The organism is Lysinibacillus sp. NPDC093712 (genome assembly GCF_050280025.1).
Taxonomy (GTDB): Bacteria; Bacillota; Bacilli; order Bacillales_A; family Planococcaceae; genus Lysinibacillus.
In genome coordinates this window covers 886,719-901,170 of record NZ_JBNNUU010000001.1, presented here as the reverse complement: position 1 = coordinate 901,170, position 14,452 = coordinate 886,719, and the positions used below count along the sequence as shown (strand labels likewise).

Below are 14,452 nucleotides of genomic sequence, written 5' to 3'. Positions count from 1 at the left end.
AATGAGAAAATTATTTTTTATGTTGACTTGTTTGGTTCTTTTATTCTTTTTCACGGGAAATATAGCTTTTAATGCTTCAACTGTAGTTGCAGCTGAACAGAATGCTGATTTTGCCATTACCATTTTAAATGAAAGTACGATGCGTTTAGAATTATTAAATGATGAGACAACAATTGAAAACGATGAAGTTGGAAATATTATTGTTAAAAAAGGTGATTATTCAGAAGTATTGCCAACTCAAGCAATAGATAGTAATGGGAATGAGGTTAATTTAATTTATAAATCAGTTGATAATGGACTGATTATAGAATTACATAACGGTGAACAACCGATTCAAACAACTACTTTAGCTCGTTCTAAATGGAAATGTGCATTAGGAGTTCTTGGTGGTTATTATCTTGGTGCAATAACTGGCTTAGGAGTAGGTATTGGTGCTGGAACTGTATTACCTGGTATTGGAAATGCGGTTGGTGCTGTCGGAGGAGCTATTGTAGGTGCAGCGGGTGGAGCTATGTCAGGTGCATCATCCTCTTGTTTTGATTAGCGTATAGGAGGAATTGTATGTTTGATATAGATAAAGTTTTTTGTTGGCCGATGATATTTGCTTATTATGTTTGCATGATTTTGTGGATTCTATTACTTTTAGCATTAGAAACAAATTTACTTTGGGTTTTTTTGAATCCGCTAAATTTCGGATTAATTTTTAACATAGTGTTTGGAATTACTTATCAAATTAAAGCTAAAAAAGAATAAAATGAGTAATTTTCATAAAACATTTATATATAATTAGCTCATTCATCTGCTTTTGAAATATGTGTTTTTAAGATGATGGGCAGTTTGTTTGTCAACAAAATCTCGAGGGTTCTTCCCTCGGGGTATTTTTTTGTAGTTAAAATCAACTTTCCTGAGTGTTTATGTAAAAATCATCTCTTGAAAGAACAATTATTTTTAGCGTTTTCTTCTAAAGGGCATTCGTCTCGATTTACTTTCTCAATATTGCAGAGGTTATAACATTATTATATTGTTGTATTCAATAACATGGTTCAATAACTTAAACTATTCAACTAACCATCGGAGGTATTTAATTGATAAATAAAAAAGACCAACTAAACACTATTAAAGAAGATTTTATGAATTGTCAAAAAGTACTATTGGCTATCGGTGATGAAACCCGCCAATCGATTTTGTTAGTTTTAATGGGAACCGATTGTCAAACAGGATTACGAGTTGGTGAAATTACTGAACAAACACACCTTTCTAGACCTGCAGTGTCACATCACCTAAAAATTTTACGAGATGCAGGAATTATTTTAATGCGAAAAGAAGGTACAAAAAACTTTTATTATATTGATATACGAACAAAATTAAGCCTATTAAAAACGCTTATTTTGGATATTGAAACATTGTTAAAGCAATACGAATGAAAATAGCTTATAAATACAATTTGTGGAGGAATGAACACAATGAAAGCGTTAGTTATTGATCGATATGGTAAAGCTCCTATGCGTTTAACGGAAATACCTACACCTGAAATGGATGATTACGAGATACTTGCAGAAATTCATGCAGCTAGTATTAATCCTATTGATTTTAAAATACGTGATGGAAAAGTGAAAATGTTACTCAAGTATGAAATGCCGTTAATTCTCGGAAATGATTTTTCTGGCGTTGTAATTAAGGTTGGCAAAAAAGTGACTCGTTTTAAAGTTGGAGATAAAATATATGCACGTCCACGCAAAAATAAAATCGGTACTTTTGCGGAATATATTTCTGTTCATGAAGATGATGTAGCGCTAAAGCCTAAAAATTTGAGCTTTGAGGAAGCTGCATCTATCCCCCTCATTGGCCTAACCTCTTACCAAGCTTTACATGACATCATGCAATTACAAAAAGGGCAAAAAATTCTAATTCATGCCGGATCCGGTGGTGTCGGTACGTTTGCTATTCAACTAGCAAAAGTTATGGGTGCCATAGTGGCAACAACTGCTAGTGAAGCTGGCGCAAATTTAGTTACATCTCTTGGTGCAGATGAAGTAATCAATTATAAAACAGAACAATTTGAAGATATACTTAAAAATTATGATGCAGTGTTTGATACTCTTGGAGGACAAACACTTGAAAAATCTTTTAATATTATTAAAGACGGAGGGAAAATTGTTTCCGTTTCGGGTACGCCGAATGCTCGTTTTGCTAAAGAATATGGTTCAGGGCTTTTCAAAACATTGTTATTTTCCGTAGCAAGTCATAAACTTACTTCTCTTGAAAAGAAGCATAAGGCTCAATATTCGTTTTTATTTATGAAGCCAAGTGGCGATCAATTACGTATTATCGCAGACTTCATTGAGTCAGGTAAAATTACACCTGTAATTGATCGAATTTTTTTATTCGAAGATGCACAAAAGGCAATGGAATACGTAGAATCTGGAAGAGCTAAAGGGAAAGTAATTTTAAAGATCAAATAGTTCCAAGAACAACTGCTTCCTTTCCATATGACTTGCACTATATCAAATAGTGGGACCAAGTTGGCATGTAAATCTTTGTCCTCTAGCAATGCCTTCAAATCCTATTAAACTGTTTTGTTAGCGCTCCATTTATGGATAAATAGAAACCTCACTGAAAAGTGAGGTTTCCTTTTGCTTCAATTATGGAGCAGTAACAGTAACTTTTTGAACCGTTTTAGAACCATCTTTCATTACAGAATAAAGCGCATATGAAACCCTTGTTCCTGGACTGTGCCAATCACCAAAACCATCGTTACCTTTATAGGTAATATCCGCATATTTTGGACTGCTTTCGTCAGCTTCATTAGTATTGGAAACTAGAATATACATTGTATAGTGTGACCAATTTGGATCACTATTGCCGTTCCAAGATACATTTATTTCCCCAGAGCCTGTCGCTCCAGGTGTTGCCTTTAAGTTAATTGCTGGATTTACTGGTACTACATTTCCGCTATTCTCGTCTTATCTTCTCAGTTTATAACGAGCCTTCACCGTACGAGCGACTTTCATCGCATACGGCGATCCGTCAACAATAGTTTTCAACTTATTTCCCCGTCAACATCTTAATTTTATTTCTAGATGAAATCAATAGAATTTCGACAAGGTAAAGAAATCTTAACTTTCTATTGTTTCCGCTCTTTACAATATGGTTCAATTAATGGTGCTTCCCAAATGCTAGCTGCTTAGTAAAATAAAAAAGCCATCTCCGATTTGGAAATGACTCAAATACTTAATCGCACGAGCTCCCTGAAGAATCACTGCTACTTGATGTGGTGTCCGAACAATTATTATTATCCGTGTTAAGTAACGAAATTACAGAACCTGCTGTACTAAAGTCAGTCGCATTATTACCTGAATAGCTAGAACTGCTAGAAGATTTAAAATTATTACGACCTGTCTTTTTCAATGTAGTTACAATCCCAATACATATAACCAAAAATATCATTACAATGAAAAACGCCATTCATTACACCTCCTATCGATAACAATTTAATTTTATCACTTAATCATTATTTTCACTATGGGCACTCGCTCTGTCGTTCCCTTGCGAACTAACCTGCTAGTTTCTATTCCAGATTAGACAGATCAATCTCTTATATGTATTTCCCTATTTGGAAATGTTTTTAGGCTAGGAAATAAAAAAATAATTTCCCGGGTAAGCGCAAGAAACGACAAGTTTTACATTACCAGCAGAATTCCTGATTCATGATCTATTCATCTTGCCCTTGTTCAATTACTGGATGACAGCAATTTAAATAAAGTAACACCTACTTGCCAACAATGTTACGAAATCTTTCAAAAAATGACTACTATCTATGAAAGGGAAATACTTAAACAAGAACTTACGTTTCTAATTTAGGGTATTAGCATTTTAAAAATAATTAATTGCTCATAGGGAATAGTTGAAAAACATAACTTGCAAAGTAAAAGCTTTTACGTATTATTCACTAATTGTCGCGTTATGGCACTATCTTTATCATCGTGTTGCTCCTCTTAGAACGCTCATTTTAATTTAAGAAAAGCCACAACCCGAAGATTGTGGCACTGTTTTCTTACTTCTTTTCTTTCTTATTAAATTGTTGTTCTTTCTGTTGTTGCTTTTCTTCTTCTTTTTCTTCTTCAAACTCTTCAGGTAAAAATTCATTTGCAAATTCTTCTTGTTCTAATTCGTTCTTTTTCTTTTCTTTAGTCATGAGACTCACCTCCAATAGATACTAATCTATCCTTATTAGCAGGATTTATACTTTTTACTTTACGAATACTTCAAATAACGTATAAATAAACAACATACAGCCAAAATAATATTTCGTAGTGTTTCACTACTTATAGGGCTGCAGTGTGAAAATAAGCGCTGTAGCTTTTTTGTATTTTTTATAAAATGGTTTAAATTCAAAACATAATTTTTTCCATTATAGCCCAGACTTTATTATAAGTTTGATTTTTAATCGTTTGTTCTCGTTCATTTTGAATACCACGCCTTACCAAACGAAATCCTCTTGCTTCGAGATCTGCAATAGCAACATCTAACTCTTTATTATTTTTCCGCTGTATTGTTGGTAATCTAAATACACCATTTTGACTTGATAAACGAACCCTCAGGCAGAATATAGAATGCAAAGAAATACTAGGTTGACATTATGGTGAAATGAGAACCAAAATGCAATACCTCTTTCAAAGCTCAAATTTCAGAGGTAAAAAAACACAATACTGTGATTGCTTCGTGGTGTTTTCTTAGCAGAAATGACATAATGCTGATTGTAGAAGTTCATTGAAATAGGTTAAATAATGCTCAATTAATCCCCAAGTAGGAATGGCGGAGATTTAGAAGTAACTCCACTATCCGGAGGATTCCCATTACCACTTATGTCAGCGATGCCAAATGAACACAGTTCTGGTCTTAAAGATAGGTGAGTCGACGTTGCAGCTTTTTAATGTATAAGTAACTTTAACTTGCACACATTATTATGGAGTGTATCGCACGCACTTATTAGGTTGTGGCGCTAGTTGACCGTCACTACCTCCCTCAATTCTTACTTTGGGTCACTTCTTTGAATTGTGACCCTTTTTTGTGCTTTTTTTTGAAAATGATAAATGTAATAGTTTATAACACTTTGCTGTTATAGCCTTTAATCCCATTTCAATTTCTTCATTAAAAATATTTGTAGGATACAAAAGCGCCTTCTGCACAAGCTATATTCAGGAGGTGATTTACAATGGCAAACCAAAACTTTGGGAATAAGTCTGACGTTAATCAAATTAAACAACAAATTCAGCAAGCTGAAGCGAACAAACAACAAGCTTCTGGGTCTGCGAACTCAATGAGTCAAGAATTCGGGATGGAATCTGATGTTAATCAAATTAAACAACAAATCCAACAAGCTGAAGCGAACAAACAACAAGCTTCTGGATCTGCGAACTCAATGAGTCAAGAGTTTGGGATGGAATCTGATGTTAATCAAATTAAACAACAAATCCAACAAGCTGAAGCGAACAAAAAATTTGCATCTGGTCGATTTGCAAATGAAAACAATTCAAATTAAATTAAGCTTTTTAAACCGACAAATTTTTTGTCGGTTTTTTATTTTTATCTTTATTAAATTGTTTTACTAAAATCCCCATAAAAAAACCCAGAGTTAATCTATAAAATGTAAAATCAACTCTGGTGATGATAATCGTATTTTATTTTTATTTAATTAATTGTCTCATAATAATTTCTTCGCCAAGACGACCTGTTAACCTCTCATTTGTATCTTCAAATCCCACTTTTAAATATAGTTTTTGTGCAGGTATATTATCTTTGTCTACAACTAAAACTATTTCATCGCAATCCGGGAATTGTGCTTTAACAAACTCACCGAGTAATGTCATTCCTTGTTTTGCATACCCTTTTCCTTGCTCTGTATGATTAATGGATAGTGCAGTCAATAATAAAGCATTTAAATTACTCGAATATTTCTTTACTCTTTCATTTGAATTAAGGAGGAAGAAACCAACAGGTGTATTATCACTTAAAATAACAACACGATACTGTCCTTCATTAATTTCTTCAAATTTGCTTGGAAGTGCAGAAAATTGTTTTTGTTCTTCTGTAAGTACAAAAGAATTTAGTTCATGCATATATTTACTTGAAAAATGCTTTAATTCAACCTGTTCAACCTGTTTAAATTTTCCCATATGACTATTCCCCGCTTATTTTTCATTTCCTATATTTTACTATCTGCTTAAGTTTTGGTCATTATTTTTCTGAAATATTTAAAAATTGATCATCGATAGTATTGGCGGCAGTGCCTCTGTATTTGAATACGTCTTAAAATTGAAAAAAAGCTGCAGCGTCATTACACGCTACAGCTCTAAATGGTTTAGTCAATTCATTATAACACAAAGGAAGATAAACTATGGTTTAAGGCAAATGTCAGTTAAAAGAAGTAGCGACAAAAGCCCTAGGACTTTTTTATCACATATATTAGGTTTTAGTATTTGTTGACCGTCACAACCTTCTATTTCACTTCCACGAGTAACACTTGTTTGTTTACAAAATGTATCACGATTAGTATTTTCAAAATGTTAACTCTAAAGGGTTGGATAAAAACCTCTGCACTTTTTAAAACTATACATATTATATAATTAGAAAGGAGGGATAGTCATGGGATACCAAGGAAATGTTGGAAATTACAACAATAGTTGTTATTATGGAGGCGGCAATGAAGGCGGAGGTTATGGTTCTACATTTGTTTTAATCGTTGTTCTATTTATTCTATTAGTCATTGTGGGAGCTACTTTTGTGTATTAATCTTTTTTTTAGTTTTAATCAAAGTCTATATTTACCTAACATCTCTTACCCTTCTCTTAATTGAACCTCCAAGTAGTAACATTTATTTTCAATTTATAAATTATAATTTATATACTCTAGATATATTTTGCAACTCACTTTCACAACTTTTCATATATTAATTATAGAAATAAATAAATTATATAATGGTGGGAAATAATTATGTCTCAAGAATATTATGGTGGTAGTGGTTATGGATCAGGTTCATCATTTGCGCTACTTGTAGTACTATTTATCCTTTTAATTATTGTTGGTGCTACATTCATCTCATATTAATATTTAAAATGCTCACTGATTCTGCGTTCGCTTTTAAGCCTATAATTTTTTGGATAGCGTAGACTTATCCTTTACCTACCATTCTTTCTTTTAAAGGTCACCTTTTTAGGTGGCCTTTTTTCTTTCTGCGAGTTGCTTTTTCGTTCCCTCTCAACATCAGCTCTCATTACAATCTTAACTTATTTTATCTTCATGTAATATATCTTTTCGAAACGCGTTGGATCGTCCCTGTATTTGAAATTGACCTTGTTCATATTTACCGTCCAGTCAGCGGTATTGTTAGCTATCTACGGATATAGCAACTGAGGGGTCAAATCTATGCTGTTCGAAATACTACATAATTAATACGGCATTTATATATCGGTTGGCTTATTTTCCAGCTAATATCTGACTAACAAGGTCTTATTTTTTTCGTACACTTATTAAGATATGCTATTTAACACCTGTCAAGATTCAATTTAAAATAAAATACGCGCACACTTGCCTACTTGTATGACTTCTATTGTGAATTTTTATCTAAAAAACAGAAAAATTACAGTTTTAAAGAAATTTTTATTATATACTTTATAGAATGGTTCCAATAAAATGTAAACAACAGGACTGGCTCGTGTGAAACGGAGGAATATTATTTTATATGAAGAAATTATTTTTTTGCTCAATTTTAATAGTATCATTTTCATTTTTACTCGTTGGGTGTGGAAGTAAAAATGTTCCTTACGACTATGAATATGATAGATAAAAAAAGACCAAGCCAGCTAACTTAGGTGACAGGCACTCAAACAATTTAGAATTGTTTGAGTGCCTGTCACACTACTATTGCGCTGTACCACGAATCGTTGCGTAGTTTAATTTCCCTGCTATAATAGCTCTCTCGGCTATTATTTTTGCTTCTTCTTGCGTGTTATACCAACCGCTAATAAACCGCCAACCATTCTCATTTGAACTATCTTTTACTGGTTCTACATACGATAAATATTTCTGTTTTATTGCGTCGTTCATCGCGGCAATCATTGCTTCTTGACTGCTGTATCTCCCACTTTGAAGACGAAATTTTTTTGGCTCCTTATCAATCTCGACATATTCGATTTTTTTACTTACATCAACAGTCGCTACGGGCTTTAAAAAAAGTGCAATTTCGTCCAAACGACGGTTAACAAGTCCCTGGAGCTTTTTCCCTCCGGCATAGATGTATAATAACATCTCTTTCGTTACTTGTTCCCATTGCCTATTATTCAAGTATTCTAATAGTGAGCTGTTTCTTAGAATGTAGCGTCCTAAATTATATTGGAAACTTGCAAGAGCATCGTACTGATTTTGGTTAAGAGGAACATTAACATAGTATTCTATTGTATTTGCATGCTCTTGTGCTTGCTTTCTCAGTAGTTCCCACGCTTCTTCTCTTGAAATTGTTTGCCCCTTTTCTACTAATTTTCCACTTGGCCATTTTGTTGTACCATAGCCAATTGTCCAAACATTATCTGAACCAACATAAGCATCAGCGCGAAATCCTTCCCATTTTGCAATGAGCGTTAGTGCATTATTTGAAATTTCCATATTAAATCCTCCTCTCTCTATTCTAAATTTCTGCACCTTCTCTAGCATATTCAATTCCCGATGTAATGAACGTTCACATATATACTAAGCCCACGTGCCTGACACTCAAACAATTCTGAATTGTTTGAGTGTCAGGCACCTCTATCCATAATAAACTTTTCTAACTCGTTGATTCTTGTTTTTAATTGGTTTTCTTTCGCCAAAAAATAAAAGTTTCGAGTATATCTTGGAGACAATGGTTGCCAATTAACGCCCTCTGGTACAATTTTTTGAGAAATTACGGTTTGCCCTATTCCCGCCTTTAACAACGCCGCTATCATTTCATTGTTATTTAGATAAATATGTATCGGTTTTAAATTATTCTCTTTTACATACATATCCGAGTAAAATTGTGTCCCCGAATCTTCTTCACGGTTTAACCAGTAACTAGATTCAGGATCACCAGCTAATACAAGTTGATCTACATTTAATAGACTTCGTTTCAAGCTGCCTGTATCCACTATTTTTTCAATAAACCCTAAATCTGCTTCGTTTTGTTTTAAGTGTTTTACTACTTCTTCTGAATTCATCAATTGTAAGGAAAAATCCATATCAGGAAAGTTCTCTAGAATAGATTTCATTATATTTGGAAGAAAGTAAATCCCACATGTATTAGAACAGGCAATACGGCATTTTGTTCGGACAATTTCTTTGTTATTAAGTGTTTCTATTGTATCTTCCCAGTTATCTAAAATACTTTGCGCTCGTTTATAGAGAAAATCAGCGTCTCTAGTTGGAATAATCTCATGTCGCCCTTTTCTAGTAAATAGGATCACATTTAATTTTTTCTCCAAATTAAGTATTTGGGTGGATATTGTTGGTTGTGATAGATATAATTCTTCCGCTGCCTTTGTAAAGTTTTTCATTTCATATACTTTCACAAATGTTTTTAAACTTTGAAACATAATCAACACTCCAATTCAATTATTGGTTTTTTTAATAATTGGTATCTAAATTATCAATTTCACAAATAGTATAATCCGATTTACAATGTTTATACAAGGTAAAATTGAATTAATTAACCGGAGGGAACATAATGAAAAACTTTCTTAAAAACATTCCTATACCTATTTGTGGCTTAATTTTAGCACTAGTTTCTTTAGGAAATCTTATAAAAACTGATGGAATGCCGAGATTTGGTATTTTAATTGGCCTTATTGGAATGGTATTAATGTGCTTAGTAATATGTAAACTCATCTTTACATTTAAACATACACTTTCTCTTTTAAAAAATCCGATTGTGGCTTCAGTAGCTCCCACTTTTACAATGGGATTGATGATTATTTGCACTTATTTTCTTGAAGTCGATTGGCTAACACCTTATTTGTCTTATATATGGCTAGGTATTGTTATCGTGCATTTTATGTTAATTGCTTATTTCACACACTATTTCTTAATAACAAAATCAGTAAAACTCCATCACGTTTATCCTAGTTGGTTTATTACTTATGTAGGTATAGGCGTTATTACTGTAACGTCATGTAATTTTTATCCTGCATTTGGCCGTTGGATTTTCTGGATTGCATTATCTTTATATTTAGTGTTATTACCAATTATTTTGCACCGTGTCTTTACTATAAAAAATATGGAGGACTCTACACTTCCCCTTATTACAATTATTGCGGCACCAGGATCTCTTTGTTTAACAGGCTATTTAAATGCTTTTGATAATAAAAATGTCCTAATTGTCACATTGCTATTTGTCTTATCCCAAGGGCTATATTTTCTCATTTTGACTCAGCTTCCAAAATTACTAGCAATTGACTTTTACCCAAGCTATGCTGGATTCACGTTTCCTTTAGTCATTTCAGCAACTGCCATTACTGCAACTACCAATTTTTATAACCAACTAGGATTTACTTCAGTACTGTTCCATTGGGTTGCCATTTCGGAATCGATTATCGCGTTTATTATTGTCTTTTATGTTTTATATAAATATGTTATTTATCTTACAATACAATATATTGATACTAGAGCGAATTCGATTTACTAGTTCAGTTGGATCCAAACGAAGAAAGCAACCTAATATGGTTGCTTTTAATTTATTCTCATATGTAATTTCCAAATGTAGTATAATTTAAGTAGGGAGTGTGATAATATTTTGTTGGTAAAAATGAAAAAACAAGGTTTTAATTTAACTGCTTCTGACTTAAGCGACAAATGCTTTAAGCCACTTATTCATCTTTATAAAATGGGCATATCCAATGAAACGGATACTACCCAATTTAAAGAACAATTTTACATGCAATTATCCCAAGGTCAAAAGGCATTATTTGTGTTTTATACGTATTATAACCATGCCAATAATTCGCTTATTGAATTTTATTGGTGGAGTGCCTATTATTACGCCCAACCTAAAAGTTGGCTAGCGCTTAAAGCTAGTGCTAAGTATTTTGAGGATAAATCCTTGCTAGTGCTTTTTGAAAAGATTGAACAAGTATTTCTACAAAATAATTATCCGAACACTTTAGAAAACTTTACTGTTATACGTGAAGACCTAGACAAAAACAAAGAAATTCAAGCTTCTATTATTGCGCTCCATACTATGTTTGACCAAATAACACCATTAACAGTTAGAAAAATAAATGACCGTATTGAAAAAAACATACAGGAATTTGTTGAATTGATAGATTAGATTGCCCCAAACAGCATCCTTTTCCAGGATGCTGTATTTTTAAATAAGCTGTGTCGTACTAGCCGTATTTATAGTATGACGAGCTAACTCCCCTGCATCCATTTTGTAAACCTCATCGCAAAGTAAAGAAATATCTTCAGAATTATGGCTAGCTAAAAGAATGGTTATTCCCTTCTTTTTAAAGTTAAGAATCATCTCGCGCATTTCCGATACACCTGATTCATCCAGCCCATTCATCGGTTCATCCAATAATAGTAATTTTGGTTTTTCCATAATAGCTTGTGCAATCCCCAACCTTTGCCGCATGCCCAAAGAATATTTACGAACTGGTCCTTTATCATTAAAATCGAGGCCAACTAATGTCAGTACATTTTCGATATCCTTATCATTGATTTTGTTCTGTATCGAGGCGAGTATTTTTAAGTTTTGAAAACCTGAATAATGGGTCAGAAATCCCGGCGTATCTAACAGTGCACCAAAGGATTTCGGAAAATTACCTTTCCCGATAATGTCACCAAACACACTTACAGTGCCACTACTCGGAACAAAAAGTCCTGCAATCGTCTTAAATAATAGACTTTTGCCTGAACCGTTTCTACCGACAATCCCATAAATTCCAGGTTTATCAATGACTAATGTTATATTTTTCAGCAGTTCGCGGCCCTTTATCTTTTTATACAAATTGTGTATTTCGAGTATTGTCATCTATACAACCCCCTTTACGTTAAACACCAACTATTTTTTCTCGTAGATTAATAAAAAGCATAGAAAGCACACAATAGGACAAAACGATACATAGCAGGATTATACTATTAGACCAAGCAAAGGTTACCTCCTGCATTTCTCTCAAGCCGAGCAAGAAATACGTTAACGGTAAAAACTTTAGTGAGTATGGAAACAAATAACCGATAGTAGCCGATGAAATCATACTAATAATAACGGTGAACATTGCGAAGACAGCATTATGGATAATAAACGAAAAAATAGTGTGGACAATAAGTAATAACAATAACGTCAAGATAAATAGCATAAAATGATTCAACAGCACTTGCCATCCATTCGTGTTTAGGAACAACGATAAGCCTATGTCACTTTGATTCCCTGTTTGATTATTTAATAAGAAAACAACTATTCCCGTAACCCCATAACCTATTCCAAGTGTTCCAACTAAACTGCTGCATATCGCAATAAACATACTGTGAAAGCAATGACGGTAACTTTTCATTCTTAGAATGAGATATGTTGGATGATCACGCATCTCACGTAAAATAAACGAACTAAGAAATAGGAGGATAGGGATAAAAATCAATAACCAACGTAATAAGTCGAATTGGATATTTAAAGGCATATAGAACATAAAAACAATCTGATTTGCATAGCCATTTGGAATGAGATCGCCATATGAGGCATAAACAAGAATACCATTCAGTACAAAAACGCCAACGATACATAGAACATACGCAGGTTTAAAGAAAGAACGTAAATAGTAGAAAATTAATTTTTTTAGCATTATTTTCTCTCTCCAATATACATATCCTTATTATTGATACAGCAAAACCCAATTAAATATAGTAAGGAAATTAACACAATCCAATATAGTAGAATTGTATATGGATATTCTCTTATGTCAGAAACTGAGCTAGTGGTATATTGAAAAACATTGATATGGTCATAAAATAAATAGGAAGAAATAGGCGTTATTTTTGAAAGGAACACACCTATATTCAATATGTTGACTAGAAGAACAACTGTACAGGCTAATAAAACCCGTCCTGTAAACAAGTAGCTTATGTAAAAAAGCATTCCGAAGAAACATAAAAACAACCATAATAGTACGACTGACATCGTAGTCAAGAAAACAGGTGTGTTATTACTTAATAGCTCAGTATGATGTTTATAGTAATGAATACTATAATTACTCCATTGATTATTGAAATCTAATACAAATATAGCTTCAAGTACCATTATGGCAACAAGCATTAGACAGAAATATGCAGCTGACTTTACCACTCGTAAAAGGTTTGCATAATACCATTGCCGTTTCGTATGAAATCGAATTAACAAATAGTTTTGCACATTCCCTAATGTAAATAACGATATAAGAATGATTAAAAATGCAGGCAAGATGGAATAAAAAAGTGGATGAAACTCCGTAAGATGAAGTAATAAATCAAAGATATTTCCTTCGACTAATTTTGTTGATAGCAACAGATTATAGAAATATAGCATCAACATAATATAAACGAAAATGATACTTTTTTTTGATGAATATAGCTTTAATTGTTTTTTACTCTTTAAACCGCTCTTCAATCTTCGCTGCCCCTCCTATAAAAAATAGTGTCATCCCTACTACAACAAGCACAACGCCATATAGAAAAGTTTGGCCAATATTATATCGATCGATGACATCCACATCAAACAGTGCCATCGCATTTAAAGCAGGGTGAATTTTCGCCAATACTGTCACTGAAATAATAAGATAAATAAACGGTATAAATATCGCAATATATTTATTTTGAATTACCCCCGATATTCCTAAACCAAGGGTTGCAAAAATCATCCCACAACAAAACATAATCCCAATCATCATAATTATCATCATGATTGGAGTACTTACACCGATACTTTGAAAAAAAAGCACCGGTTCCAATCTTTGCTCGGGTCTTAACATCGGTACATTTAATAGAAGTTTTAAAACCATTAAAAAAGTAAAACCAATAATAGGGCCAATTGCAACGACTACACCACCTGCAAGTGCATTTACAGCTAAACGAATTGTCATATAGTAGCTTTTTTTCATACGGTATCGTATATAATGATGGAATCCTGTCTGAATATCTGTTCGATAAGAATTCGCGAACGGCATACATGCAATAATTGGAAAAGTAATGACAATATATGATGCAGTACCAGCGTTATAGCCCTGTAAAAAAGCGTATACAATTGAAATAACCCCACTATTAATCCATATTAATGCTTCCAGCATACCAATAAACACGAGTAGAATAGAGGAGGCTATTGTGATAAGTCCCATTTTGGATAATAATGCTCTTTTAAACTCTTGCTTAATATACATCAGCAACCCAAAACACCTCAACTTTCACCATTTTTAATCAA

At 33.1% G+C, this 14,452-nt stretch carries 18 protein-coding genes and 1 pseudogene; 10 read left to right on the top strand and 9 right to left on the bottom strand.

All coding sequences use genetic code 11. The annotated features are described in order from the left end of the window. Nucleotide 1: 1 nt before the first annotated feature. The 4 genes from ACQKNX_RS04635 (at nt 2) to ACQKNX_RS04620 (ending at nt 2,462) form a co-directional block, all read left to right on the top strand. A complete protein-coding gene (locus tag ACQKNX_RS04635; protein ID WP_427427792.1) occupies nt 2-544 on the top strand; it encodes a hypothetical protein in 543 nt (180 codons plus the stop codon). Nucleotides 545-561: 17 nt separating this feature from the next. Beyond that, nucleotides 562-753, top strand: coding sequence for a hypothetical protein (locus ACQKNX_RS04630; protein ID WP_172771363.1), 192 nt, complete (start codon nt 562-564; stop codon nt 751-753). 377 nt (nt 754-1,130) lie between these two features. After that, nucleotides 1,131-1,424 carry an ArsR/SmtB family transcription factor gene (locus ACQKNX_RS04625; protein WP_427428263.1) on the top strand — a complete coding sequence of 98 codons (294 nt, stop codon included), beginning with the start codon at nt 1,131-1,133 and terminating at the stop codon, nt 1,422-1,424. A 39-nt stretch (nt 1,425-1,463) separates the two neighbouring features. Next, nucleotides 1,464-2,462, top strand: coding sequence for an NADP-dependent oxidoreductase (locus tag ACQKNX_RS04620; RefSeq protein ID WP_427427791.1), 999 nt, complete (start codon nt 1,464-1,466; stop codon nt 2,460-2,462). Nucleotides 2,463-2,642: 180 nt separating this feature from the next. Here the strand turns inward: ACQKNX_RS04620 and ACQKNX_RS04615 are convergent, their stop codons facing one another. Beyond that, on the bottom strand, nt 2,643-2,831 hold the full coding sequence (locus tag ACQKNX_RS04615; protein ID WP_427427790.1) for a hypothetical protein: 189 nt from the start codon (nt 2,829-2,831) through the stop codon (nt 2,643-2,645). Between the two features lie 1,223 nt (nt 2,832-4,054). After that, nucleotides 4,055-4,195, bottom strand: a complete 141-nt coding sequence (locus ACQKNX_RS04610; RefSeq protein ID WP_401011597.1) for a hypothetical protein — start codon at nt 4,193-4,195, stop codon at nt 4,055-4,057. Nucleotides 4,196-4,617: 422 nt separating this feature from the next. On the opposite strand from ACQKNX_RS04610, the pseudogene ACQKNX_RS04605 reads away from it, so the two are divergent. Together ACQKNX_RS04605 and ACQKNX_RS04600 are read left to right on the top strand one after the other, a co-directional pair. Beyond that, nucleotides 4,618-4,745, top strand: a pseudogene (locus ACQKNX_RS04605) (manganese catalase family protein); the annotation flags it as partial. Nucleotides 4,746-5,215: 470 nt separating this feature from the next. Continuing rightward, nucleotides 5,216-5,542: a gamma-type small acid-soluble spore protein gene (locus ACQKNX_RS04600; RefSeq protein ID WP_401011605.1), complete on the top strand. Its 327-nt coding sequence runs from the start codon at nt 5,216-5,218 to the stop codon at nt 5,540-5,542. A gap of 145 nt (nt 5,543-5,687) precedes the next feature. Here the strand turns inward: ACQKNX_RS04600 and ACQKNX_RS04595 are convergent, their stop codons facing one another. Continuing rightward, nucleotides 5,688-6,176: a GNAT family N-acetyltransferase gene (locus tag ACQKNX_RS04595; RefSeq protein ID WP_427427789.1), complete on the bottom strand. Its 489-nt coding sequence runs from the start codon at nt 6,174-6,176 to the stop codon at nt 5,688-5,690. A gap of 469 nt (nt 6,177-6,645) precedes the next feature. Here ACQKNX_RS04595 and ACQKNX_RS04590 point away from each other — a divergent pair, with 469 nt between their 5' ends. Both ACQKNX_RS04590 and ACQKNX_RS04585 read left to right on the top strand, forming a co-directional pair. Next, nucleotides 6,646-6,792, top strand: a complete 147-nt coding sequence (locus ACQKNX_RS04590) for a YjcZ family sporulation protein (RefSeq protein WP_427427788.1) — start codon at nt 6,646-6,648, stop codon at nt 6,790-6,792. Between the two features lie 201 nt (nt 6,793-6,993). Then, nucleotides 6,994-7,107: a YjcZ family sporulation protein gene (locus ACQKNX_RS04585; RefSeq protein ID WP_427427787.1), complete on the top strand. Its 114-nt coding sequence runs from the start codon at nt 6,994-6,996 to the stop codon at nt 7,105-7,107. A gap of 813 nt (nt 7,108-7,920) precedes the next feature. On the opposite strand, the gene ACQKNX_RS04580 is transcribed toward ACQKNX_RS04585, so the two are convergent. After that, entirely contained in the window at nt 7,921-8,661 is a 741-nt protein-coding gene (locus ACQKNX_RS04580) for a lysozyme (RefSeq protein WP_427427786.1), read from the bottom strand. A 131-nt stretch (nt 8,662-8,792) separates the two neighbouring features. Further along, entirely contained in the window at nt 8,793-9,605 is an 813-nt protein-coding gene (locus tag ACQKNX_RS04575) for a LysR family transcriptional regulator (RefSeq protein WP_427427785.1), read from the bottom strand. 131 nt (nt 9,606-9,736) lie between these two features. On the opposite strand from ACQKNX_RS04575, the gene ACQKNX_RS04570 reads away from it, so the two are divergent. After that, complete coding sequence (locus ACQKNX_RS04570) at nt 9,737-10,693, top strand: TDT family transporter (RefSeq protein ID WP_427427784.1); 957 nt, start codon at nt 9,737-9,739, stop codon at nt 10,691-10,693. A gap of 108 nt (nt 10,694-10,801) precedes the next feature. Further along, nucleotides 10,802-11,335 carry a hypothetical protein gene (locus ACQKNX_RS04565; RefSeq protein ID WP_427427783.1) on the top strand — a complete coding sequence of 178 codons (534 nt, stop codon included), beginning with the start codon at nt 10,802-10,804 and terminating at the stop codon, nt 11,333-11,335. 39 nt (nt 11,336-11,374) lie between these two features. Here ACQKNX_RS04565 and ACQKNX_RS04560 read toward each other — a convergent pair whose 3' ends face one another. The 4 genes from ACQKNX_RS04560 to ACQKNX_RS04545 are packed head-to-tail and all read right to left on the bottom strand — an operon-like array spanning nt 11,375 to nt 14,417. Then, a complete protein-coding gene (locus ACQKNX_RS04560) occupies nt 11,375-12,040 on the bottom strand; it encodes an ATP-binding cassette domain-containing protein (RefSeq protein WP_427427782.1) in 666 nt (221 codons plus the stop codon). 19 nt (nt 12,041-12,059) lie between these two features. After that, nucleotides 12,060-12,845, bottom strand: a complete 786-nt coding sequence (locus ACQKNX_RS04555; protein ID WP_427427781.1) for a hypothetical protein — start codon at nt 12,843-12,845, stop codon at nt 12,060-12,062. Continuing rightward, complete coding sequence (locus ACQKNX_RS04550) at nt 12,845-13,645, bottom strand: hypothetical protein (protein ID WP_427427780.1); 801 nt, start codon at nt 13,643-13,645, stop codon at nt 12,845-12,847. Before ACQKNX_RS04550 ends, ACQKNX_RS04555 begins: the two co-directional genes overlap by 1 nt. After that, nucleotides 13,623-14,417, bottom strand: coding sequence for a hypothetical protein (locus ACQKNX_RS04545; RefSeq protein ID WP_427427779.1), 795 nt, complete (start codon nt 14,415-14,417; stop codon nt 13,623-13,625). The genes ACQKNX_RS04550 and ACQKNX_RS04545 overlap by 23 nt, the downstream gene beginning before the upstream one ends. Nucleotides 14,418-14,452 lie beyond the last annotated feature (35 nt).

Bases quoted from the DNA above. Each gene is read 5' to 3' on its own strand.
- ACQKNX_RS04625 (WP_427428263.1), top strand. From the start codon at position 1,131: ATGAATTGTCAAAAAGTACTATTGGCTATCGGTGATGAAACCCGCCAA.
- ACQKNX_RS04580 (WP_427427786.1), bottom strand. From the start codon at position 8,661: ATGGAAATTTCAAATAATGCACTAACGCTCATTGCAAAATGGGAAGGA.
- ACQKNX_RS04600 (WP_401011605.1), top strand. From the start codon at position 5,216: ATGGCAAACCAAAACTTTGGGAATAAGTCTGACGTTAATCAAATTAAA.
- ACQKNX_RS04635 (WP_427427792.1), top strand. From the start codon at position 2: ATGAGAAAATTATTTTTTATGTTGACTTGTTTGGTTCTTTTATTCTTT.
- ACQKNX_RS04615 (WP_427427790.1), bottom strand. From the start codon at position 2,831: ATGTATATTCTAGTTTCCAATACTAATGAAGCTGACGAAAGCAGTCCA.
- ACQKNX_RS04630 (WP_172771363.1), top strand. From the start codon at position 562: ATGTTTGATATAGATAAAGTTTTTTGTTGGCCGATGATATTTGCTTAT.
- ACQKNX_RS04570 (WP_427427784.1), top strand. From the start codon at position 9,737: ATGAAAAACTTTCTTAAAAACATTCCTATACCTATTTGTGGCTTAATT.
- ACQKNX_RS04560 (WP_427427782.1), bottom strand. From the start codon at position 12,040: ATGACAATACTCGAAATACACAATTTGTATAAAAAGATAAAGGGCCGC.
- ACQKNX_RS04610 (WP_401011597.1), bottom strand. From the start codon at position 4,195: ATGACTAAAGAAAAGAAAAAGAACGAATTAGAACAAGAAGAATTTGCA.
- ACQKNX_RS04585 (WP_427427787.1), top strand. From the start codon at position 6,994: ATGTCTCAAGAATATTATGGTGGTAGTGGTTATGGATCAGGTTCATCA.
- ACQKNX_RS04575 (WP_427427785.1), bottom strand. From the start codon at position 9,605: ATGTTTCAAAGTTTAAAAACATTTGTGAAAGTATATGAAATGAAAAAC.
- ACQKNX_RS04555 (WP_427427781.1), bottom strand. From the start codon at position 12,845: ATGCTAAAAAAATTAATTTTCTACTATTTACGTTCTTTCTTTAAACCT.
- ACQKNX_RS04590 (WP_427427788.1), top strand. From the start codon at position 6,646: ATGGGATACCAAGGAAATGTTGGAAATTACAACAATAGTTGTTATTAT.
- ACQKNX_RS04595 (WP_427427789.1), bottom strand. From the start codon at position 6,176: ATGGGAAAATTTAAACAGGTTGAACAGGTTGAATTAAAGCATTTTTCA.
- ACQKNX_RS04620 (WP_427427791.1), top strand. From the start codon at position 1,464: ATGAAAGCGTTAGTTATTGATCGATATGGTAAAGCTCCTATGCGTTTA.